Genomic DNA, 21,588 nt, shown 5'->3' with positions numbered 1-21,588 from the left:
TTTAAAACTTACCTGCGCACATCACGCCACCGACTTACTGCGTTTCAAACCAATCAGCGTCGGGAACACAAACAGCGACTGCCCCAGCCCGCGGTTGGTCAGCGACCACACCGCCACCGAACACAGCGAACAGATGCCGACAATTGCCAGCGGATAGAAGCACGCCCACAGCAGCGCAAACCACGCCTGCTCAAACAGATGATGGCGCTGCGCAAACAGAATCGCTGACATGCCGAAGAACTCAATAAAAATGCGGTGGATAACGTAGATCTGCAGCGTGTTGCGGCCAATCCAGTTGAAGTAACGCATGCTGAAGTGCGCGTTGAGCCAGCGGCACGCCGCCACGCTCACCAGCACCGCGATGATGCACATGAACAGGCTCTTATCGAGGCCAAAAATCACGTGCAGGCCGGACAGCGCGGCCAGCGCGGCCCACGGCAGAAGGTTCTCGCGGCGCAGCTGACTCAGGCGCAACATCAGCGGGCTCCAGAACGCGCCCAGCAGGAAGAACAGGAAATACTGCGCCACGCTCTGCGGTCCCCAGTAGGGAATGATCTTCTCCACCGCCAGATAATTCAGCACCACCGCCGCCACCAGCAGCGCCACTTTGTGCTGGCGGAAGATTTTGGCGCACAGGAAGTAGATCGCCAGACCGTACAGGTACCACGAGGTACTCATCGCCAGGAAGGTCAGCTTAAGGAACTCCAGCAGCGAACCGGCGTAAGCCGCGTTGAGGTTCTGCGAGATACGCTGGCCGGTGATTTCAGTCGAAATGCCGACAATCGACCACCACTGAATAAAGCCCCACAGCACATAGAGATAGAACAGATTGGTAATGCGGCTGGTAAATACCTGTTTCCACGGCCGGTTGAGAATGCCGTTGGTGGCAAGCAGGCCGGAGACGAAGAAAAAGGCGGGCATACGCAACGGTGATAACACCGTATTAAACTGCACCCATATTTCCGCCGGGATCCAGCCGGCGCTGAGATATTTAACCGTGCCCTCAAAGCCGGGTAATACGGTGTGATACAGCACCACCAGCAATATGCACACCCCTTTCAGGGTATTCACCCATGCAATATCTTCTTTCCTGGCGTTATTCATATTTTTGACTCCTGCTGAGGTGTAGGTCTTAAAGGAGAAGAATGAAGAAACAGGCAGTGAAGCCTTTATGGTTATTCAACGATTATTCAACAAGCAGCAGGGGCTGACTCTAGCGAAACTCCTAAAACTTTTTCGCTGGTCCTGATATAACAATACTTTACAGTACCAGAGATAAATTGACCGCCCGGCGGGTTAGCTGTGAATAGCTGTTATTTAAGCCTTCATGGCATAAATTGACGGTGCGCCGCGCACGTAATGCCGCGTGGAAATTAAGAACATTCCGCAGCGGAGTAAACCAGCATTAATTATATCGCCGGGAAATAAATTTATTAATGCGTCAAAAAGGTAAGCGCGGTATTTAATATTTTGCTAGAGGAAAAATAATTCGGGCCAGCGAACCGGCCCGGAGAGATTATTGATTGAGAAACTTGTCGAGAAATTGCCGGGTGCGTGCCTGCTGCGGATTGCTGAACAGCGCTTTAGCCGGGCCCTGCTCCACAATACGCCCCTGATCCATAAAGATGGCGCGATCGGCGACGTCACGCGCGAAGCTCATCTCATGCGTAACGATCACCATAGTGCGTTTCTCCTGCGCCAGCGCGCGGATGGTGCTGAGCACCTCGCCCACCAGTTCAGGATCCAGCGCCGAGGTTGGCTCATCGAACAGAATCACCTGCGGACGCATCGCCAGCGCCCGGGCAATTGCGACGCGCTGCTGCTGACCGCCGGAAAGCCGGCGTGGAAAACTCTCTTCCTTACCGTGCAGACCAACCTTCTCCAGCAGCGTGCGCGCGCGCGCAATGGCTTCCGCCTTCGCTTCGCCTTTGACGATTACCGGCCCTTCAATGATGTTCTCCAGCACCGAACGGTGCGGGAACAGATTGAAGTTCTGGAACACAAAGCCGACCTGCTGGCGCAGCTGCCGCACTTTATCCTTCTGCTTATGCAGGCCGAGGCTGGCGTCGATGCTGATGTCACCGACTTTGACCAGGCCGCTTTCCGGCACTTCCAGCAGATTAATACTGCGCAGCAGCGTGGTTTTGCCCGAGCCGCTCGGACCGATGATGGCCACCACTTCGCCGGGCGCGACATCGAGGTCGATGCCGTGCAGCACCGTCTGGCCGTGAAACTGTTTCACCAGCTGACGGACTTCAATTGCACTCATCTTGCCTCCCGATCCTGACGATTGACGTGCGCTTCCAGCCGGTTTTGCAGCGCCGACAGCACCGTAGCCATCACCCAGTAAATCAGCGAGGCCGCCAGATACATGGTGAACACTTCCAGCGTGCGCGAGGTGATCAGCTGCGCCTGCCGGAACAGCTCCGGCACCTGAATGGTGGCCGCCAGCGAGGTATCTTTCACCAGGCTGATAAAGCTGTTACCGAGCGGCGGCAGCGCGGTTCGCGCCGCCTGCGGCAGAATAACGCGACGCAGCGTCTGCCACGGCGTCATGCCGATACTGGCGGCCGCTTCCCACTGACCGCGCTCAATAGCCGCAATCGCGCCACGCAGCGATTCCGAGGCATAGGCCGCGGTGTTAAGTGACAAACCAATCATGGCTGACGGAATCGGGTCGAGCTCAATGCCAAACTGCGGCAGACCGTAGTAGATCATAAACAGCTGGGCGATCAGCGGCGTGCCGCGAAAGATCGACACATAGAAACGCGCCAGCCAGTTGACCGGCCAGAAGCGTGACAGGCGCATCAGCGCCAGCACGAAGCCGAGTATCAGGCCGAAGAACATCCCGCCGATACTCAGCTGCAGCGTGAACAGCGCGCCTTTCAGCAGAAAAGGTGCTGAATCCAGCACCAGCTGTAAACTTTCCTGCATTATTTCGTGACGTCCGCGCCGAACCACTTCTCAGACAGCTTGCTCAGCGAGCCATCTTTCTGCATGTCGGCAATCGCACCATCAATCGCTTTCAGCAGCGATTCATTGCCTTTGCGCAGCGCCACGCCCGCTTCCAGACGGGAGAACGCCGGGCCAGCCACCGCCATGGTATTGCCGGTTTTTTTCACCAGATCCAGCGCGGCTAAGCGGTCGACCAGAATGGCATCAACGCGGCCTGAACGCAGATCCTGATATTTGGTTGGGTCATCATCATAGGTACGGATATCCACGCCTTTGACGTTGTCGCGCAGCCACTGCTCATAGTTAGAACCGAGACCCACGCCGACTTTCTTGCCGGACAGATCTTCCGGTTTGGTGATGGAGCCCGCGTTCTTCTTCAGCGTCAGCGCCTGCACGCCGGAGATGGTGTACGGCGTGGAGAAGTCATACTTCTTCTTGCGCTCGTCGGAGATGGTCACCTGGTTGATCACCACGTCGATACGTTTGGAATCCAGCGAGGCCAGCATACCGTCCCATTTGGTCGGTTTGAGATCCGCTTTCACGCCGAGGTGTTTTGCCAGCTCCTGGGCAAACTCGACTTCAAAACCGGTCAGCTTGCCGTTTTCATCCTGGAAGCTGAACGGCGGATAGGTGCCTTCCAGCCCGACGCGCAGCTCACCTTTGCTCTTGACCTGCGCCAGCAAATCTTCTGCCGCAAAGCTTTTTACGTTCACGCCCGCCACCAGTGCGACCGCCATCATTCCCATCACCAGCTGGCGACGAATCGGAGAGAAAGCCATGTTTACCCCATTATTGTGATGTGTTGTGTGCTTATGGTTAATTAACGCTCATTTTGGGCGCGGCGCTTTATCTCGCAATAAAGGGTGCCGCTCCGGCATGTGCTCTTTGTAATAACCGCTGGATTATAAACCTTTTTTTGCTGCTGTCTCATACCGAAGGATGATAAGCAAATAACGCCGGTGCGCCGCCGGTATGCACAAACAGCAGCGGCCCTTCCCGGCGGAAACGGTTCTGGCTGATGCCATCGATCAGACCCGCCATCGCTTTGCCGGTGTAGACCGGGTCGAGCATAATGCCCTCCAGCCGCGCCAGCAGGCGCACCGCTTCCATGCCTTCGTCATTGGGTTCGCCGTAGCGCGGCGCAAAATAGTCATCCCACAGGGTTACCGGCGCACGCGCTTCCAGCTCCAGCTGCTGTGCCAGCGCGCTGCGAATGCGCTCCACCACCGGCAGCTGCGCCTCAACCTTGCGCGACACCGTAACGCCCACCAGCTCGCTATTCGGCAGCAGCTGTTCCAGACCGATCGCCAGCCCGGCATGCGTCCCGGCACTGCCCGACGCCACCACCACCGCAGCGAAATCCACCACGCCTTCGCTTTGATGGGCGATCTCCTGCGCGCATTCGACGTAGCCGAGCGCGCCAAGCGCATTCGAGCCGCCCACCGGCACAATGTAAGGCCGGAAGCCCTGCGCTTCCAGCCGTTCTGCCTGCTCTGCCAGCTGCTGCGGCGGATTGTGCAGCGCATCAACCATCACGACCTCGACATCCATCAGGTCCAGCAGCAGGCGGTTGCCGTTGCTCAGGTAGTTGGCGGCGTCGGTGCCAATCGGGTTCTCCAGTAGCGCCACGCACTTCAGGCCCAGGCGCGCCGCCACGGCTGCCGTCTGGCGCACGTGGTTGGACTGGATCGCGCCGGCGGTCAGCAGCACATCGGCGCCTTCCCGCAGCGCATCGGCAGCGAGAAACTCCAGTTTACGCAGCTTGTTACCGCCCAGCGCCACCGGCGTGACGTCATCACGTTTAATAAAGATATCGCGTCCGAGGTAATCAGACAGGCGTGGCAAATGCTCTAATGGCGTCGGTGCGCCAAGCAGTTCAAGACGGGGAAACTGGTGCAGAAGATGTAAGGACAATGCAGCCTCCATTCGGGCAATATGCAGTTATCCCTACAGTGTTGCAGAAGATGAGAAAAGTCGCATCCGGAATTGATCGCGACGCGCCCCGGTTGCTGGCATGCTCACCAGTAACCGGGGCTGAATCACCCTTAGCCGCGCTGCCAGCCTAAGAACTGGTCATATTTGCGCAGTGCAATACGGTAGTTATTGTTGCCCGCATCGGGCAGATCGTTTTGCAGACACTCATGCCAGCTGTTGCCCCGTAACCTTTCTGCCGGGAAATTTTTCGCTTTCAGCATGTCATCAAGACGACGCAGACGCACCACATATTCACGAATGGTACTGTGACTCATCTCGGTCTGCTCAAACAGATATTGTTTGAACGCCATGATATCGAAGTAATTCGGATGGGTATTACAAAAAATATCGCTGCAGAAACGGCACAGCGCCGTCAGTTCCGGCTGGAGTTTCATCCATACCTGATCGTCAATCATCTGGTCCATGCGTGCGATGGCCTCTTTATTGATGATCTGGCCGCGGAACACTAACGCCATACGGTCTAAAACTTTGCCACAGTGTGAACAGTTGCTTTGGCTGTGTTTGTAGTCTTTAAGGTAGCGACTTAACGGTCTGGCTTTAACTTTGGCTCCCATTGCTGAGTCCCCGGTTTTTTTATTTTTGGTTCCCCAGGAACTGAGTCTGTTAGCGCGCTCCCGTCAAACGGGCCCGCAGGCGTTTGATCGCCTGACTGTGCAACTGGCTGACGCGGGATTCCCCCACTTCCAGCACCGCGCCAATCTCTTTCAGGTTCAGTTCTTCCTGGTAGTACAGTGTGAGCACCAATTTTTCGCGTTCAGGCAACGCCTCAATCGCTTCAATCACGCGTTCACGCAGGTTTCCTTCCATTAACTGATGCAACGGGTTGGCTTCCTCATGCCCCTCCGTGACCAGTTCCGCACTGTCGCCGTGTTCTTCCCGATACTCGTCGTACGAGAAAAGCTGGCTGTTATTGGTATCCAGCAGAATCTGCCGGTACTCTTCCAGCGAAACATTCAACCGCTCAGCCACTTCCTGCTCGGTAGCCGCGCGCCCCAACGCTTGCTCTACCTGATGCATGGCGCCGGCCACCTCGCGCGCATTACGACGTACGCTGCGTGGTGCCCAGTCGCGGCTGCGCAGCTCATCCAGCATTGCGCCCCGGATACGCTGCACGGCGTAGGTGGTAAAGGCGGTGCCCTGCAGCGCGTCATAGCGCTCCACGGCATTCAGTAAGCCAATACCACCGGCCTGCAGCAGATCGTCAAGCTCAACGCTGGCTGGCAAACGCACCTGCAGGCGCAGCGCTTCATGCCGCACCAGAGGAACGTAGCGCTGCCAGAGCGAATGTTTATCCATCACGCCATCGGCGGTATAGAGATCGTTCACGTTGACTACCCTGCGTTAATAAAGTTATCGGCATGATTATCCAATTCTGTAGCGGTTTCGATTGGCAGAATAGGCAGGCAAAAGCGAGGTTATTTCAAATTTGTTATGGATGGCGGTGGATCGCACCGCCATTGTGCGCAGGTTCAGCGCAGATTACGCAGCCGCTGCCTTGTGCCAGGCGGGACGGCGTCCCACAGCGCACAGGTTTTGCCCTCAAGCGCCTGATAAAAAGGGCTAATGGACTCGTCGCATTCCAGCGCGGAATTAAACAGCACCTGACCGGTTTCTGCGTCAATGCTAATCATTTTGTTGATAAACAGCCGCTGCAGGTCGCTGCGCAGGAACAGGCCGTTGTCGACGCTGTTATCCGCCAGAAAGCCCTCTTCATTCTCCTGGGTGTCGATATGGCAGGCTTCCACCCACGGCCAGCTGTGGCGCTCGGTTAAGCGCGTGCCGGTAATAATGCAGGCACCATAGCGCGCTTTCACCGCCGCGCTGAACTCCGCCTGGCTGGCGCGCTGGAACACTTTCGCCTTGACGCGCCGCCCCACTTCGGTACCCGGCATCACCGCGCTGGGCATTTTCTGCTGCGGCGTGCTGAGCACCACTAAAAACTGGATCTTGCGCGACAGCGGGAAACAGGGATGCGCCTGCGGATCAAACAGCTGCCAGTACTCATCCTCTTCGGTCTGACGCATCAGTACCAGCTTAAAACCGCGGCTGTTGAGCAGGTTTTGCGCTTCCGCCGAGCGGGGATCGAGCATCGCGTACACCCGGGTTTCGCCGATCACTTTCCAGCGTCCGCTTTTACGCGCTTCATCGTTACGACGAAAATAGAGAAACGCCTGCTGGTTCTTAAGGTAATGCTCGAAGCGGCGCAGGTAGTTTTTGCGCTCGTTATCGTCGGAGACGAACAGCAGATCCTCCAGCGGACTGTTCAGCTCCTCCTGCGCAAACAGCGCGCGGATCACCAGGTTGCGGTAGCTGGTTGACGGGCTGAGCAACCCGCGGGCGGTGAGCTCCTTCTCCTCCGGATGCTGCTGCGCATAGCGCAGCGCGATCTCATCGAAGGTCAGTTGCTCACCCGGTAACAAGTCATAATTGAAGCGCATAGACACCCCAGAAACAGGAAAAATAGAGCGTAAAAATTGGAATGATTCTGAAGAGGGTTATCGGCAGTTCTGACCCAGGCTGTAACAGGATGGTTACTTTTTTGAGGTTATGATGCGCAAGGGGAAATCGTCTGCCGCGCAAGAGCCCAATTTGATTTAGCTCAGCAGGAATGCCCACGCGCTGCTTTTCTCTCCTTCCGCTTATCCCCGGCAATGCCCGCTTTTTTATCGGTTATTCGCGCCATCAATTATTCCTGCGCGCTCGTATGCTCACAGCATGACTCTGTGGAGAGCAGAGACGCGTAATAAGGAAGGCAATGATGAAAGGTATAGTGCTGGCGGGCGGGACAGGTTCCCGCCTGCATCCTGTAACCTGCGGCGTATCGAAGCAGTTGTTACCGGTTTATGACAAACCGATGATTTACTATCCACTTTCGGTGCTGATGCTGGCAGGCATTCGTGACATCCTGGTGATTACTACCGCTGAAGATCTGGCGGGATTCCAGCGTTTGCTGGGCGACGGCAGCCATTTCGGCGTTAATCTGCAGTTCGCGGTGCAGCCATCGCCCGATGGCCTGGCGCAGGCGTTTATCATCGGTGAGTCTTTTATTGCCGGTGAGCGCTGCGCATTAGTGCTGGGCGATAACATTTTCTTTGGGCAAAGCTTTGGTAAAAAGCTCGAAGACGTGGTCGCGCGACCGCAGGGTGCTACGGTATTTGGCTATCAGGTGATGGACCCCGAGCGCTTCGGCGTGGTGGAGTTTGATAAGCAATTCCGCGCGCTGTCCATTGAAGAAAAACCGCCACAGCCAAAATCGAACTATGCCGTCACCGGCCTCTATTTTTACGATAAAAACGTCTGCGCCATGGCGCGGGAAGTTCGCCCTTCTCCCCGCGGCGAGCTGGAAATTACCACCCTCAATCAGATGTATCTCGACGATGGGTTGCTCAACGTCGAAGTGCTGGGACGTGGCTTTGCCTGGCTCGACACCGGTACCCACGAGAGCTTACTCGAAGCGTCACACTTCATTCATACCATTGAAAAGCGCCAGGGCTTCAAAATTGCCTGTCTGGAAGAGATCGCCTGGCGCAAGCGCTGGATCGGCAGCGAATCGCTGCTGAAGCGCGCCGCCTATCTCGGTAAAACGCAGTATGGTCACTATCTGAAGATGCTGGTGGAGGAGTGAGATGGAGGTCATCACCACGAAAATTGCTGATGTAAAAATTATCCAGCCTAAAGTGTTTGGCGATGCCCGCGGCTTCTTCCTCGAAACCTTTGAGAAGCGGCGTTATCAGCAACTGCTGGATATTGACCTGGATTTTGTGCAGGACAACTACTCCCGTTCGGCGCGTAACGTGTTGCGCGGGCTGCATTTTCAGAAAACCCAGCCGCAAGGCAAACTGGTGCGCGTGGTACGCGGCGCGGTATTTGACGTTGCCGTCGATATCCGTGCGGATTCGCCCACCTTTGGCCAATGGACCGGGCTGGAGCTGTCTGAAGAGAACAAAACCCAGCTGTGGATCCCGCCGGGTCTGGCACACGGTTTTGTGGTGCTCTCCGAGGTCGCTGACTTCGAATACAAATGTACTGATTACTACAACCCACAGGATGAAGCCTGCCTGATGTGGAATGACGCTGAAATTGCGGTGCAATGGCCGGTAGCGACGCCTCTGCTATCGGTAAAAGATCAACAAGGACTCTCCCTGCAGGAGTTAGTGCAATGCGCGTTTTGTTAACCGGTGCTTATGGCCAGCTTGGCCGTTGTTTACTGGATCGGGTGCCGGCAGAGTGGATCCTGCTGGCCTGTGGCTCTGCCGAGTTAGATATTACCGACCGCCCGGCGGTGGAACGGGTGGTGAAGAAATTCCGTCCCGATGTGATCATCAATGCCGCCGCATATACCGCGGTCGATAAGGCAGAAACCGACCGTATCCGCGCCATGAAGGTCAACGCCATCGGCCCGGAAAATCTCGCCATCGCCGCTCACCAGCAGGGCGCCCGCTTGATTCATCTCTCCACCGATTACGTGTTTGATGGCAGTAAAAAAACGCCTTATACCGAAAGCGATCTGCCCTGCCCGATTAATTTCTACGGCCTGAGCAAATGGGAGGGTGAGAAACGCGTATTCTCCGTGCTGCCCGATGCCGTAGTGATTCGCACCTCATGGGTGTTCAGTGAGTACGGTGCAAACTTTGTCAAAACCATGCTGCGGCTGGCAGAAACCCGCAGCGAAATCAGCGTGGTGAACGATCAGTGCGGCTGCCCGACCTATGCCGGCGATCTGGCACAGGCGATTATCACCCTGGCATCCCGCGCGGAAGCCGCCGGCGTTTATCACTACTGTGGCGATGTGGCGGTCAGCTGGTGCGAATTCGCCCAGGCGATTTTTGTGGCCGCGCAGCGGGATGTGCTGGTGAAAGGGATTGGCAGCGCGCAATATCCGATGGCTGCCGCAAGGCCGGTCAACAGCGTAATGAATACCGCGCGGATAGCGGCGCTGGGGGTTGAGGCATCGGACTGGCAAAACCGCATGCAATCCGCCTGCTTAACCGGTGATTCAGCCACCGTTCAGCCTGTTCCTGACATTACCGCCCTGCAATAAATATAAAACAAGGCGTCTCAGACGCCTTGTTATTATCCCACCAGAGGTAACGCGCGGCTCGTTAGCTTTTGCTCAGCCAGGCGGTGAATGATTTGCACAATATTGTCAACTTCGGCCAATGCTAAGCCAGGATAGACCGGCAAACATAACACGCGCTGAGACATTTGTTGTGCAATCGGTAAGGCCGCTTCATCAGCGCTAGGTAATCCACGATACATCGGGAAACTGGTGATCAGCGGATAGAAATAACGACGGGCAATAATGTTGTGCTCACGCAGATGAGCATAAAGCTCATCACGACTCAGCGGAAAATCTTCCGTTACCATCACCGGCAGATAAGAGTAGTTCCATTCAACATCAGCCGGAATATGCGGCAGCGTAATGCCATCGATTTCCGCGAGCAAATCATAATAGTGTGCCTGAATACGCGCCCGCTCCGCTAATGCCTGGTCGATGTGCTTTAACTGCAGCAGGCCAAAGGCCGATTGCACCTCGTTCATCTTGCCGTTAATGCCGGTCGCCACAATGGTGGTTTCATCTGCAAAACCAAAATTCTTCAGGTAATCGATGCGCTTTTTGGTTTTAGCATCCGGGCAAATAATTGCGCCACCTTCAATGGTATTGAAAACCTTCGTTGCGTGAAAACTTAAAATCGACAAGTCACCATAATTCAATATGCTGTTGCCGTTTTTACGGACGCCAAAGGCGTGAGCAGCATCGTAAATGACTTTCAGCCCGTACAGGTCAGCGATGCGCTGAATATTCTCCACGTCGCACGGATTGCCGTAGCAGTGGACCGGCATAATGGCTGTGGTTCTCGGTGTAATGGCCTGCTCTATTTTGGAGGCATCGATATTACAGCTTACCGGGTCGATATCGACAAACACCGGGGTTAACCCATTCCACAACAGAGAATGCGAGGTGGCGACAAAAGAATAAGGTGTGGTGATGACTTCACCGGTAATACGCAGCGCCTGCAGCGCCGTCAGCAACGCCAGCGTGCCATTGGTAAATAAGCAGAGATGCTCAACACCTAAATAGCGTGCCAGCTCCTGTTCAAGTTGCTGATGGAAGGGCCCGCCGTTGGTCAGAACTTTATTCTGCCAGATCTGTTCAAGGTAAGGCATGAACTCTTCCAGCGGTGGCATAAGCGGGCTGGTTACATACACAGGTTTATTATTCATAATCTTTCACCTCAGCAGAGTGCCTTTTCACACCAACCCACCCTTGAAAGTTATCAGCCGGGTCATTCCCTGCAGAACAGGTTTCCGCCTCAGCCAGCGATGAGGCGGTGAATGACCGCAGAGTGTGGTGTTATCCAGATTGAAACTGCATTGACCTGCTGCAGTGCAGCAGGTCAAAAATTAACGCTTCAGCGTCCAGGCTTGTGACCAGCTTTGCAGGTTCTCGCCTTCCAGCATCCAGTCCTGGCGAATTTCCTGTTGCAGCCTGGCGCCCATTTGGGCACTCGCCGCGGGGTCCAGCAGATGCATATTGATGGCGTCCACCCAGTCTTTGTGGCGGTTCTTCACGCGCGTAACGGTTAAATCACCGCGATAACACGCCACATCACTGCAAATCACCGGAATGCCGCAGGCACCATATTCCATCAGGCGCAGATTACTTTTACAGGTGTTGAAAAAGTTATCTTCGACAGGCGCTAACGCGAGGTCGAGATTAAGCGAAGCCAGTTTGGCCGGATAACGCTCAATTTCTACGCCGTGGTGATATTCATGAATAAAAGGCCGCAGCTTTGGCGGGCACATGCCAAAAAACACCCATTCCACGTCATTAGCAAAATGGCGCACCACATCGACAATCATTTCCAGATCGCCGGTATGACTGGAGCCCCCGGCCCAGCCAACGCGTGGTTTTTTCCCCTGATTGCGCAGCGACTGCAGCTTGCCCCACCAGTCATGCGAAAGACGGTTTTTACACACCACAATATCGTGGTGCATATCCGCGAACGCTTCGGCTAAGGGTTCGGTGGATACGACAAAGCGATCCATATAACTCAGGCTGCGCCGCATCAGTTTTTTAACATCGTTGCCAAACTGTGAGCGATGATGGTTTTTGAGCGGAATATTCGGCAGGTAGTCGTCGAGCTCGTAAATTTTAAACGCCTGCGTATGCTTACTGACTTTCTCCAGCCATTCATGAAACTCCGCGTCAATCCGGCGCTGGAAAATCAGGCTATCGGGCGCGAAGCGATTGAGCTCGGCAACATTAATCAGCGTGGAGGAGAGTTTGCCATCCACCAGGCCGGCATCACGCATCGCCTCATAGGGCTTGATGATGCGATAGTAACCACAACCGGCAAAATCAGCCATGAAAGGCATAACCACCGGCAATGGCCGCCACGAAAGCGGACGCCATGTCAGTTCGCTGTCGGAGGACACGCTAAAGTTGATGTTATTGAGCGTCAGGTTGGGGTTATACGCCGGATCTTGGGTCACGATGGCCTGCCATTTCTGCAGCTGACGATCTTCCTCCTGGCTTCGACTCTGCGTGTCGACCGTCAGTTCAGGATTAACCTGCCGCAGCATACGCACGTACGGTGTCCAGACCGTCATCAACCCGGCTTCGCGCACGCGCAGACAGAAGTCGACATCGTCGAAATGCTGCAGCGTCTCATCCAGACCCTCAACGGCGCGAAACACCTCGGTACGCACCATCATCAGATCGCCTGACACCGCGCTGTAGTTCTGGTCGGCTTGCAAACGCGCCATGTGTCCCGCGGTTTCATGGCTCTCACCATAGAACGGCTCACCTACCAGGCCGTTAATCCCCAGCACATAACCGGCGTGGCGTACCTGACCATTTGCGTAGATTTGCCGGGCGCCAACAATAGCGACTTCCGGACGTTGTGCATGGTTAAGCAGGTTTTCCAGCCAGCTGTTATCAAGCATGGCTAAATCGCTACTCAGCAGCAGCAGGTAATCGCCTCTGGCCACAGCGGCGGCGGCATTGACCATTCTGGCGCGATGAAAACCGCCCTCAATCTGCAATGTGCGAATGCGTGCCGGGTCGATCTCAGCGATACCGCGCAGCCATTCGTCCTGGGCGGCACTTCCGCCCTGAGCAGAAACCAGGAGCAATTCATAATTCTGTGAGGCGGTTTTTTCCATCAGCGAGGTGACGCAACTCACCAGGTTCGCGAGGTGATTACTCACCAGAACGATGATGGAAACCGGGGCCGACTGCGGGTGACCATAATGCAGCTGATAAACATTGTGTGGGCTCAGGGTGACATCGGCCTGTGCGTAGCCGCGGTGCTGCAGGTGGTTGCGGATGAGGGCGCGCTCTTCATCCACCGGCTGTCGTAATGAGGCGGTCTGCACTAACGGCTCAGCCAGATGCCCAATCACATTAAAAGGCTGGCTTTCAATGGTGCGCAGAATCACGTCCAGTTCAAAACAGCCCGGCCAGTGCGTGGCAAACCCGCCTGTCTGTTGCAAAAATTCGCGGCGGAACAGCCAGTGGCAGGCCATTCTCGATGGATTACTGAGTAGCAGGTCAAGGTTAAAGTCAGGGCGGAAGGATGCGCCAACCGGACGGCCATTGACCGGATACACCTCATCGGCATAAATCAACTGGCAATGACCGACCTCCGGCAGCACCGTTCCCAGCGCCTGCAAACCTGAGGTATACAGCTGACTGCCGGCCCGTAATACTATCAGCCAGTCGAAATGTCCCTCTTCGGTCAGCGTGTTGAGCGCAGCGACTACCTGATTGTCGCGCACATCAATACGCTGTACAGAGGCCGGAATAAATGATTGATACGGTGCCGCCAGCACCACCGGCAGCAGGCTCAGACCGGCCACAGCGACATCCAGGCTGGCCTGTGTCAGCAGCCACTCGGTCTCAGTCGCGTCGCGCACATCAATCACGACGGCAATACGTGCGACCGGCTGACTGGTAAGATGCTGTGCAATCAGCTGTTGTTCGATGGGCCGCAGCGTGCGTTGACGGAACCACTCGGCAAAATGGCTCTCTACCCGCGCATTCTGCAGCGCCGTTGTCAGGTCAAACGGCTGGAAGTCCTGCTGGCTGCGCAGCGTGGCGTGACGAATCCAGCCCTGCGGCAGCTGCTCATCATACCAGCCCAGTTTTTTGATCTCTTCCGGAAAGCGCTGGTGAGACTGACTGGCTATATTGCCATCGAGGCGCGCTTCCTGACTGGTTTGCTCACGCGAGATACGAATCTGCGCCAGCACCTGCGGTAAATAGACCAGATGACCATAACGTAGCAAGCGCAGGTAAATCACCAGATCGGCAATGAACGGTAATCCTTCATCGATCAACGCATGCAGCTCGCGCGGCTCGTCTACCAGCTTGCGCAGCGCCGCGCTGCGCACCAAAACGGCACTGGGTTCCCCGATAAAGTTGTTCAGGAAATCAGCCTGCCAGCGGGCCATATCCTGACCATGAAAAATCGTGTCTTCTAATACCGGCGATACACTGTAAATCTCGTCTGCCATCGCCTTACCGACGGAATCAATGCGATTACGTCTGGCTGTCGCCATCACCGCTTGCGGTACCTGCGACAGCGCCGCGACTAATTGCGACACGGCCTGCGGCAGAAGTACATCATCATCATAAAGGAATTTTACGTATTCGCCTTTGGCGCGACGTATTGCCTGACTGAGGTTGGCGATTTCGCCTAATGCGGGATGATGATGCTGGTAATAGATGGGAAATTTACTGTTTACCTGATACGCACTGACAATATCCTCGATTTTTGCATCAGGACAATCATCGCCAATGATGATTTCACAATGAGGGTAATCCTGTGCTAATGCACTTTTCAGCGCCAGTTCAAACCAGGTGGCTTTATAAGCAGGGATGATTATGCTTACCAGTGCGTTCGCGTTCATTGTCGGTTGTATCCTCAGCCTCGGCGATAACTCACGTCTGTGCGACGTCTCTTTCAGCTCAGAATACGCGGCGCGCCCGGAAACAATCGCGCCATTATCCAGTAAAAAAGCGGTTAATCCCGCCCATAAAAAAGGCCCCCAGTTGGGGGCCTGATCTGCGTAAGAAAGAATTAACGCAGCAGAGACAGCATGGTCTGAGGCACCTGGTTGGCCTGCGCCAGCACCGAAGAACCCGCCTGCTGCAGGATCTGCGCGCGCGACATGTTCGACACTTCTGTCGCGTAGTCAGAATCCTGAATACGGCTGCGCGCAGCTGACAGGTTGTTCACGGTGTTGTTCAGGTTGGTGATGGTTGACTCAAAACGGTTCTGAGACGCACCCAGCAGGCTGCGCTGTGAGTCAACAGATTTGATGGCCGCATCGATGTCTGCCAGTGGCGTGGTGCCGGACGCTGCGCCAGACGCGCCGCCGGTGACTGCGCCTTTCAGCACGTCAAAACCAACGGCTTCAGTAGAGCGCGCGGTACCGTTAACGGTATCGCCTGAGGTCATCGCACGGGTGTTCAGTGCGGTGCCGCTGGTGCCCGCTTTCGCCAGGTTGTAACCATCGCTGGCGCTGATGGTGATAGCGATGGTTTCGCCATCTTTTGAACCCACCTGGAAGCTGTAGTCGGTAGAGCCGGAACCGGTGTTCAGCACTTTGATGCCGTTGAAGTCGGTCTGCGACGTTACGCGGTTGATCTCTTCCATACGCTGGTTAACTTCAGCCTGGATGGAGTCGATGTCTGAGGCAGAGTTCGAGCTGTTCTGCGCCTGTACGGTCAGGTCACGTACACGCTGCAGGTTGTTGTTGATCTCGGACAGCGCGCCTTCAGCGGTCTGAGCCAGTGAGATACCGTCGTTGGCGTTACGGGCAGCAACGGTCAGACCGTTGATGTTAGAGGTGAAGCGGTTAGCAATCGCCTGACCTGCAGCGTCATCTTTTGCGCTGTTAATACGCAGACCAGAAGAGAGACGCTCAATAGCGGTACCCAGAGAAGCCTGAGACTTGGACAGGTTGTTCTGAGTCGTCAGCGACAATGTGTTGGTATTAATCACTGCCATAGCAAGTTTCCTTTATTAAGAGAGATAATTCAGCCCTTCAGGCCTGCGGTTCAACACCGTATTAAAGTTATCGACAGGCTGTGCAAAAACTTCACTCTTTTTAATATTGATTTTGTCGTCTTTGCAGACAAAAAATAGATGTTAATAATCAGAAAATTAGCAACGCCGCTGTGGCTACCCTCTTCCGGAAATAAAAAAAACGGAGCCAGCTGGCTCCGTTGAAGGCTGCGCGTTTGCGATTAACGCAGCAGAGACAGCATGGTCTGTGGCACCTGGTTGGCCTGCGCCAGCACCGAAGAACCTGCCTGCTGCAGGATCTGCGCGCGCGACATGTTCGACACTTCTGTCGCGTAGTCAGAATCCTGAATACGGCTGCGTGCAGCTGACAGGTTGTTCACGGTGTTGTTCAGGTTGGTGATGGTTGACTCAAAGCGGTTCTGTGAGGCACCCAGCAGGCTGCGCTGTGAATCGACGGCTTTGATAGCGGAGTCGATGTCTGCCAGAGGCGTGCTACCGGACGCTGCACCAGACGCGCCGCCGGTGACTGCGCCTTTCAGCACGTCAAAACCAACGGCTTCAGTAGAGCGCGCGGTACCGTTAACGGTATCGCCTGAGGTCATCGCACGGGTGTTCAGATCGGTACCGCTGGTGCCGGCTTTCGCCAGGTTGAATTTGTCGCTTGAGCTCAGGGTGATGGCGATGGTTTCGCCATCTTTCGCACCTACCTGGAAGCTGTAGTCGGTAGAGCCGGAACCGGTGTTCAGCACTTTGATGCCGTTGAAGTCGGTCTGCGAGGTTACGCGGTTGATCTCTTCCATACGCTGGTTAACTTCAGCCTGGATGGAGTCGATGTCTGAGGCAGAGTTCGAGCTGTTCTGCGCCTGTACGGTCAGGTCACGCACACGCTGCAGGTTGTTGTTGATCTCGGACAGCGCGCCTTCAGCGGTCTGAGCCAGTGAGATACCGTCGTTGGCGTTACGGGCCGCAACGGTCAGGCCGTTGATGTTGGAGGTGAAGCGGTTAGCAATCGCCTGACCTGCAGCATCATCTTTGGCGCTGTTAATACGCAGACCAGAAGAGAGACGCTCAATAGCGGTACCCAGAGAAGCCTGTGACTTGGACAGGTTATTCTGCGTGGTCAGCGACAAGGTGTTAGTGTTAATGACTGCCATGATGTTTATTCCTTAACTGATGATGAATTCAGGTCGAAAACCCGTGGCGTTCTCGCCGTCGCCAAAATTTATCGGCAGCCGCTGCGTAAGCTTTAATGATGATTTCATTAAAATTAAGCGGTAAGCAACGATCGAAGAAAATCTCAGCAGCAGAAATAAAAAAGGGCCCCATACGGGGCCCGGTCTGTGCGCGAGAGAATTAACGCAGCAGAGACAGCATGGTCTGAGGCACCTGGTTGGCCTGCGCCAGCACCGAAGAACCCGCCTGCTGCAGGATCTGCGCGCGCGACATGTTCGACACTTCTGTCGCGTAGTCAGAGTCCTGAATACGGCTGCGCGCAGCTGACAGGTTGTTCACGGTGTTGTTCAGGTTGGTGATGGTTGACTCAAAGCGGTTCTGTGAGGCACCCAGCAGGCTGCGCTGTGAGTCAACAGATTTGATGGCCGCATCGATGTCTGCCAGTGGCGTGGTGCCGGACGCTGCGCCAGACGCGCCGCCGGTGACTGCGCCTTTCAGCACGTCAAAACCAACGGCTTCAGTAGAGCGCGCGGTACCGTTAACGGTATCGCCTGAGGTCATCGCACGGGTGTTCAGATCCGTACCGCTGGTGCCGGCTTTCGCCAGGTTGTAACCATCGCTTGAGCTGATGGTGATGGCGATGGTTTCGCCGTCTTTTGAACCTACCTGGAAGCTGTAGTCGGTAGAGCCGGAACCGGTGTTCAGCACTTTGATGCCGTTGAAGTCGGTCTGCGACGTTACGCGGTTGATCTCTTCCATACGCTGGTTAACTTCAGCCTGGATGGAGTCGATGTCTGAAGCCGAGTTGGAGCTGTTCTGCGCCTGCACGGTCAGGTCACGCACACGCTGCAAGTTGTTGTTGATCTCGGACAGCGCGCCTTCAGCGGTCTGTGCCAGAGAGATACCGTCGTTGGCGTTACGGGCAGCAACGGTCAGGCCGTTGATGTTGGAGGTAAAGCGGTTAGCAATCGCCTGACCTGCAGCATCATCTTTGGCGCTGTTAATACGCAGACCAGAAGAGAGACGCTCAATAGCGGTACCCAGAGAAGCCTGTGACTTGGACAGGTTGTTTTGCGTGGTCAGCGACAATGTGTTGGTATTGATAACGGCCATGATAAATTCCTTGAGTCAATGAGTTGAGATTCTATCGGGCTTTTGGCCCGGGGCCATTCAGCTTGCTTTGGTTATCGTCGGTGCCTGAGAAAACCTTAGCTATTTTTTTAAACCCCGAAAACAGGCCCCTATCCCTTCTTTATTTGCCTCATTGTTTTTTTATATTTTGTCTAATATTTTTCCGCTCACTGCCGATACCCTCCTCAGTGATTATCCACCTATAAAGGATTACAACATGGCAAGTGTAAGTAACCTCAATGCTGGTAATAGCCTGGGTTTGAGCGATCTGTATGACCAGCTTGAAACGGCAGAAAAAGCCAACCTGACGCCAATTACAAATCAGCAAACCTCTTATAAAGCCAAGCTGACAGCATGGGGCGTCGTGCAAACGGCACTGGCGAAAGTCCAGACAGCTGCCGCAGCGCTCAAAGACACATCTGCAATTGCCTCAACAAAAGTCAGCAGCACCAACACCGCGTTCACCGCCACGCTGGCCAATGATGCGGCGGCCGGTAACTTTTCGGTAGAAGTCACCCAACTGGCTAAAGCGCAGTCGCTGCTGTCGAAAAGCGCGACCAGTAAAGATGGCGATTTAGGCGATTCCAGCCTCGCCTCGCGCACCATCACCATTACGCAACCGGGTCAGAAAGACCCAATGACCATCACGCTGAGCAAAGATCAAACCAGCCTGACGGACATTAAAGATGCGATTAACAAACAGCAGGGCAGCGTTACGGCCAGTATTATCAAGTCCGATGACAATACCTATTATCTGGCCCTGACCTCGCGTGATACCGGCACCACCAACGAGATGACGGTTTCTACCGATGACAGCGCCCTGGCGCAGTACATTGGTTTTACCAAAGGTGGCAACAGCAATGGTATGACGGAGCAGGTGGAAGCAGCCGATGCCAAACTGAGCATCAATGGCGTCGCCATCACCCGCAGCAGCAACACCATTACTGATGCGCCGGAAGGCGTCACGCTGAACCTGACCAAAACCAACACTGGCAGCCCGGAAACCTTATCCGTCACCAAGGATAATGCGCCGATGATCGCCGCAGTGCAGGCTTACGTTGACGCGTACAACTCGCTGCAGACCACCATCAGTAACCAGACCAAATATACCGCCGTGGATCAGGGCAGTACCTCGCAGGACTCCAGCAATGGCGATCTGTTAGGTGATGGCACGCTGCGTAACATTCAGACCAGCCTGCGCTCCAAGCTGTCCACCAGTGCCCAAAGCGGCGGCAGTATTTCCCTGCTGTCACAGATCGGCATTACCCAGGATGTGAATGGCAAGCTGACCGTCGACAGCACCAAACTGAACAAAGCGCTGGATGAAAAATCGGCGGATGTGGTCAGTTTCCTGTCCGGTGACGGCAAAACCACCGGCTTTGCGACGCAAACCAGTAACTATCTGGATCAGATTTTAGGCAGCAATGGCTCTGTACAGAACGCCACTGATGGCATCAATAAAACGCTGAAAAAACTGTCTGACGATTACGATCGGGTAAACGCACAGATTACCGCCACTATGGCGCGCTACAAGACCCAGTTCACGAACCTGAATACGCTGGTCTCATCCATGACCCAGACCCAGAACTATCTGACGCAGCAGTTCGCGAACATGAGCAGTTAACAGGAGTTAAATATGTACGCTAAATCGGGAACGCAGGCCTACGCACAGGTCGGTCTGGAAAGTGCCGTGTTAAGCGCCAGCCCACATCAGCTGGTGGTTTTATTGTTTGATGGCGCGCTCAGCGCCATGAAGAAAGCCACCATTCTGATGGATCAGGGCGACATTCCCGGTAAAGGCCAGGCGCTGTCGAAAGCCATTAATATCATTACTAATGGCTTACGCGCCGGGCTGAATCATGAAGCCGGTGGAGAGATTTCTGCCAATCTGGATAATCTTTACGAATACATGACCCGCCGTCTGCTGGAAGCCAACCTGCACAACGATCCGGCAGCGATTGCGGAAGTCGAGCGCTTGCTGAGCAACATTGCCGACGCGTGGAAACAAATTGGTCCTCACGCCGTTCAGGAAGCGTAACCATGACTTCAGATAACGACCTGCTGCAGGGGTATCAGCGTTTGCTCAGCCTGAGTAATCAGATGTTGAAACAGGCGCGCCAGGGGCACTGGGATGATTTAGTGGCCAATGAGGCAGTTTACGTGAGCAGCGTTACGCTCGTAGCGCGCGACCGTGATACCTCCGCCCTGCCTGCTGCGCTGCGTGTCCAGTTACGGCCTATGCTGAAGCAGGTGATGGACAATGAGCTTGAGATTAAGCAGTTGATGGCGACCCGCATGGAAGAACTGCGTTCGCTGGTCCAGCAAACCACGCAGCAACAGAAAGTCACCAACGCGTATGGTCGTTTTTCCAGTCAGGTGCTTTATCCCAGCGATTTATAATCCTCTCTGTCAGGGAGACGCTGTTCTCCCTGGATTCTTACCGCCCCCGCCATGCTAAGCGTTTAATTACCCCCTTAAACTGAGCCTTATTACCGCCTTGAATGATGGCAACTGTGGCACATTTAACGCAGACCTTTTCAGCCTTGCCGGCTGTATTCTCTCTTTATAAGGCAACGACATGCTCGATATCGCGGATTTAAAAGTTTTTTTTCAGGAGCCTGAAATACAGCAGCTCATCGATGACACCTGGGATAAGGTCGGTGATGCTCTGGCACAGGCGCAGGCAGAATTACCGGCAGAGCTGGCCATGGCGCGCCGTGAACTCTCTTTCCATAGCCATGTAAAATGCCTGGGTTATCTTTGCTGGTTACTCGAGCATAATAATGTGGCGGGTGACATCATTGAAATCGGCGTGTGGAAAGGGAAATCGACGGCTTTCATGAATGAAATTTGCCAGCATAAACGTCGCATTATCAGCATCGATCCCATGGAGCTGGCAAATCAGGAAAGTGAGCTGCGCTTTTATCACGAAAAGCTGTTTCCCCAGGTTAATCTCATCCGTGGCTACTCTGAATTAAGTATTGAGCGAGTGCAGGCCCTTAATCCGCGTACCGTATTACTGCATATTGACGGCGGACACGAAGGCCGCCATGTATTGCTCGATTTCCTGTTATATTCGCCCACCCTTGTGCAAGGCGGCTTTATCGTCTTTGACGATTATCGCGATCACCAGTATTCACCGCAGGTCGGTCCTGCTGTGGATTTATTACGCGCGGGTGGCTATTTTAATGGTTTCGATGTGATTGGCAGTTTGCCCGGCTTTGAAAACAGCTATTTATTGCAGAAGCGATAACCGTTCCAGCCTGATGAAATGTCCTCTCCCGCAGCCGGGAGA

20 protein-coding genes are annotated in these 21,588 nt (G+C 54.8%); 7 read left to right on the top strand and 13 right to left on the bottom strand.

Translation table 11 applies throughout. From position 1 onward, the window contains the following. Positions 1-21 precede the first annotated feature (21 nt). The 8 genes from C1N84_RS07915 to C1N84_RS07880 all read right to left on the bottom strand — a co-directional run bounded on the left by C1N84_RS07915 (position 22) and on the right by C1N84_RS07880 (position 7,388). On the bottom strand, positions 22-1,104 hold the full coding sequence (locus tag C1N84_RS07915; protein WP_058774543.1) for an acyltransferase family protein: 1,083 nt from the start codon (positions 1,102-1,104) through the stop codon (positions 22-24). Between the two features lie 412 nt (positions 1,105-1,516). Continuing rightward, entirely contained in the window at positions 1,517-2,269 is a 753-nt protein-coding gene (gene tcyN / locus C1N84_RS07910) for an L-cystine ABC transporter ATP-binding protein TcyN (RefSeq protein ID WP_058780700.1), read from the bottom strand. After that, entirely contained in the window at positions 2,266-2,934 is a 669-nt protein-coding gene (tcyL, locus tag C1N84_RS07905) for a cystine ABC transporter permease (RefSeq protein ID WP_058757420.1), read from the bottom strand. The genes tcyN and tcyL overlap by 4 nt, the downstream gene beginning before the upstream one ends. After that, positions 2,934-3,734, bottom strand: coding sequence for a cystine ABC transporter substrate-binding protein (gene tcyJ / locus C1N84_RS07900; RefSeq protein ID WP_021509903.1), 801 nt, complete (start codon positions 3,732-3,734; stop codon positions 2,934-2,936). Before tcyJ ends, tcyL begins: the two co-directional genes overlap by 1 nt. A 148-nt stretch (positions 3,735-3,882) precedes the next feature. After that, entirely contained in the window at positions 3,883-4,869 is a 987-nt protein-coding gene (locus C1N84_RS07895; protein WP_058774542.1) for a D-cysteine desulfhydrase, read from the bottom strand. A 131-nt stretch (positions 4,870-5,000) separates the two neighbouring features. Then, entirely contained in the window at positions 5,001-5,504 is a 504-nt protein-coding gene (gene fliZ / locus C1N84_RS07890) for a flagella biosynthesis regulatory protein FliZ (RefSeq protein ID WP_031280184.1), read from the bottom strand. Between the two features lie 49 nt (positions 5,505-5,553). After that, complete coding sequence (locus tag C1N84_RS07885) at positions 5,554-6,276, bottom strand: RNA polymerase sigma factor FliA (RefSeq protein ID WP_021509900.1); 723 nt, start codon at positions 6,274-6,276, stop codon at positions 5,554-5,556. 143 nt (positions 6,277-6,419) lie between these two features. Beyond that, the gene (locus C1N84_RS07880) at positions 6,420-7,388 is read right to left on the bottom strand and encodes an HNH endonuclease signature motif containing protein (RefSeq protein WP_088517721.1); all 969 of its coding nucleotides are present in this window, start codon (positions 7,386-7,388) and stop codon (positions 6,420-6,422) included. 320 nt (positions 7,389-7,708) lie between these two features. On the opposite strand from C1N84_RS07880, the gene rfbA reads away from it, so the two are divergent. From rfbA to rfbD, 3 genes are read left to right on the top strand one after another with little or no spacing between them, the layout of a single operon-like run. Then, positions 7,709-8,575 carry a glucose-1-phosphate thymidylyltransferase RfbA gene (gene rfbA / locus C1N84_RS07875; protein ID WP_088517720.1) on the top strand — a complete coding sequence of 289 codons (867 nt, stop codon included), beginning with the start codon at positions 7,709-7,711 and terminating at the stop codon, positions 8,573-8,575. Between the two features lies 1 nt (position 8,576). Then, positions 8,577-9,125, top strand: coding sequence for a dTDP-4-dehydrorhamnose 3,5-epimerase (gene rfbC / locus C1N84_RS07870; RefSeq protein ID WP_021509897.1), 549 nt, complete (start codon positions 8,577-8,579; stop codon positions 9,123-9,125). Further along, positions 9,110-9,991 carry a dTDP-4-dehydrorhamnose reductase gene (gene rfbD, locus C1N84_RS07865; RefSeq protein WP_264443151.1) on the top strand — a complete coding sequence of 294 codons (882 nt, stop codon included), beginning with the start codon at positions 9,110-9,112 and terminating at the stop codon, positions 9,989-9,991. The genes rfbC and rfbD overlap by 16 nt, the downstream gene beginning before the upstream one ends. Before the next feature lie 32 nt (positions 9,992-10,023). On the opposite strand, the gene C1N84_RS07860 is transcribed toward rfbD, so the two are convergent. From C1N84_RS07860 to C1N84_RS07840, 5 genes are all read right to left on the bottom strand, one after another. Continuing rightward, the gene (locus C1N84_RS07860; RefSeq protein WP_262257737.1) at positions 10,024-11,175 is read right to left on the bottom strand and encodes a DegT/DnrJ/EryC1/StrS family aminotransferase; all 1,152 of its coding nucleotides are present in this window, start codon (positions 11,173-11,175) and stop codon (positions 10,024-10,026) included. Between the two features lie 180 nt (positions 11,176-11,355). Beyond that, the gene (locus C1N84_RS07855; RefSeq protein ID WP_264443143.1) at positions 11,356-14,868 is read right to left on the bottom strand and encodes a glycosyltransferase; all 3,513 of its coding nucleotides are present in this window, start codon (positions 14,866-14,868) and stop codon (positions 11,356-11,358) included. Between the two features lie 170 nt (positions 14,869-15,038). Beyond that, on the bottom strand, positions 15,039-15,971 hold the full coding sequence (locus C1N84_RS07850; protein WP_021509893.1) for a flagellin N-terminal helical domain-containing protein: 933 nt from the start codon (positions 15,969-15,971) through the stop codon (positions 15,039-15,041). 239 nt (positions 15,972-16,210) lie between these two features. Then, a complete protein-coding gene (locus tag C1N84_RS07845) occupies positions 16,211-17,143 on the bottom strand; it encodes a flagellin N-terminal helical domain-containing protein (protein ID WP_021509892.1) in 933 nt (310 codons plus the stop codon). Between the two features lie 199 nt (positions 17,144-17,342). Next, positions 17,343-18,275, bottom strand: coding sequence for a flagellin N-terminal helical domain-containing protein (locus C1N84_RS07840; protein WP_276557014.1), 933 nt, complete (start codon positions 18,273-18,275; stop codon positions 17,343-17,345). A 235-nt stretch (positions 18,276-18,510) separates the two neighbouring features. On the opposite strand from C1N84_RS07840, the gene fliD reads away from it, so the two are divergent. The 4 genes from fliD to C1N84_RS07820 all read left to right on the top strand — a co-directional run bounded on the left by fliD (position 18,511) and on the right by C1N84_RS07820 (position 21,546). Further along, complete coding sequence (fliD, locus tag C1N84_RS07835) at positions 18,511-19,917, top strand: flagellar filament capping protein FliD (RefSeq protein ID WP_264443138.1); 1,407 nt, start codon at positions 18,511-18,513, stop codon at positions 19,915-19,917. Positions 19,918-19,929: 12 nt separating this feature from the next. Continuing rightward, the gene (gene fliS, locus C1N84_RS07830; RefSeq protein ID WP_021509889.1) at positions 19,930-20,331 is read left to right on the top strand and encodes a flagellar export chaperone FliS; all 402 of its coding nucleotides are present in this window, start codon (positions 19,930-19,932) and stop codon (positions 20,329-20,331) included. 2 nt (positions 20,332-20,333) lie between these two features. Next, complete coding sequence (fliT, locus tag C1N84_RS07825; RefSeq protein WP_058771163.1) at positions 20,334-20,693, top strand: flagella biosynthesis regulatory protein FliT; 360 nt, start codon at positions 20,334-20,336, stop codon at positions 20,691-20,693. 178 nt (positions 20,694-20,871) lie between these two features. Next, positions 20,872-21,546 (top strand): class I SAM-dependent methyltransferase, encoded by a 675-nt coding sequence (locus C1N84_RS07820; protein WP_058757411.1) that lies wholly within the window; start codon positions 20,872-20,874, stop codon positions 21,544-21,546. The last annotated feature ends 42 nt before the right edge of the window (positions 21,547-21,588 follow it).

It is taken from the genome of Pantoea sp. SGAir0418 (assembly GCF_043529865.1).
Note: the sequence above shows the minus strand (reverse complement) of the source record. Positions and strands in the feature narration are given on the sequence as shown.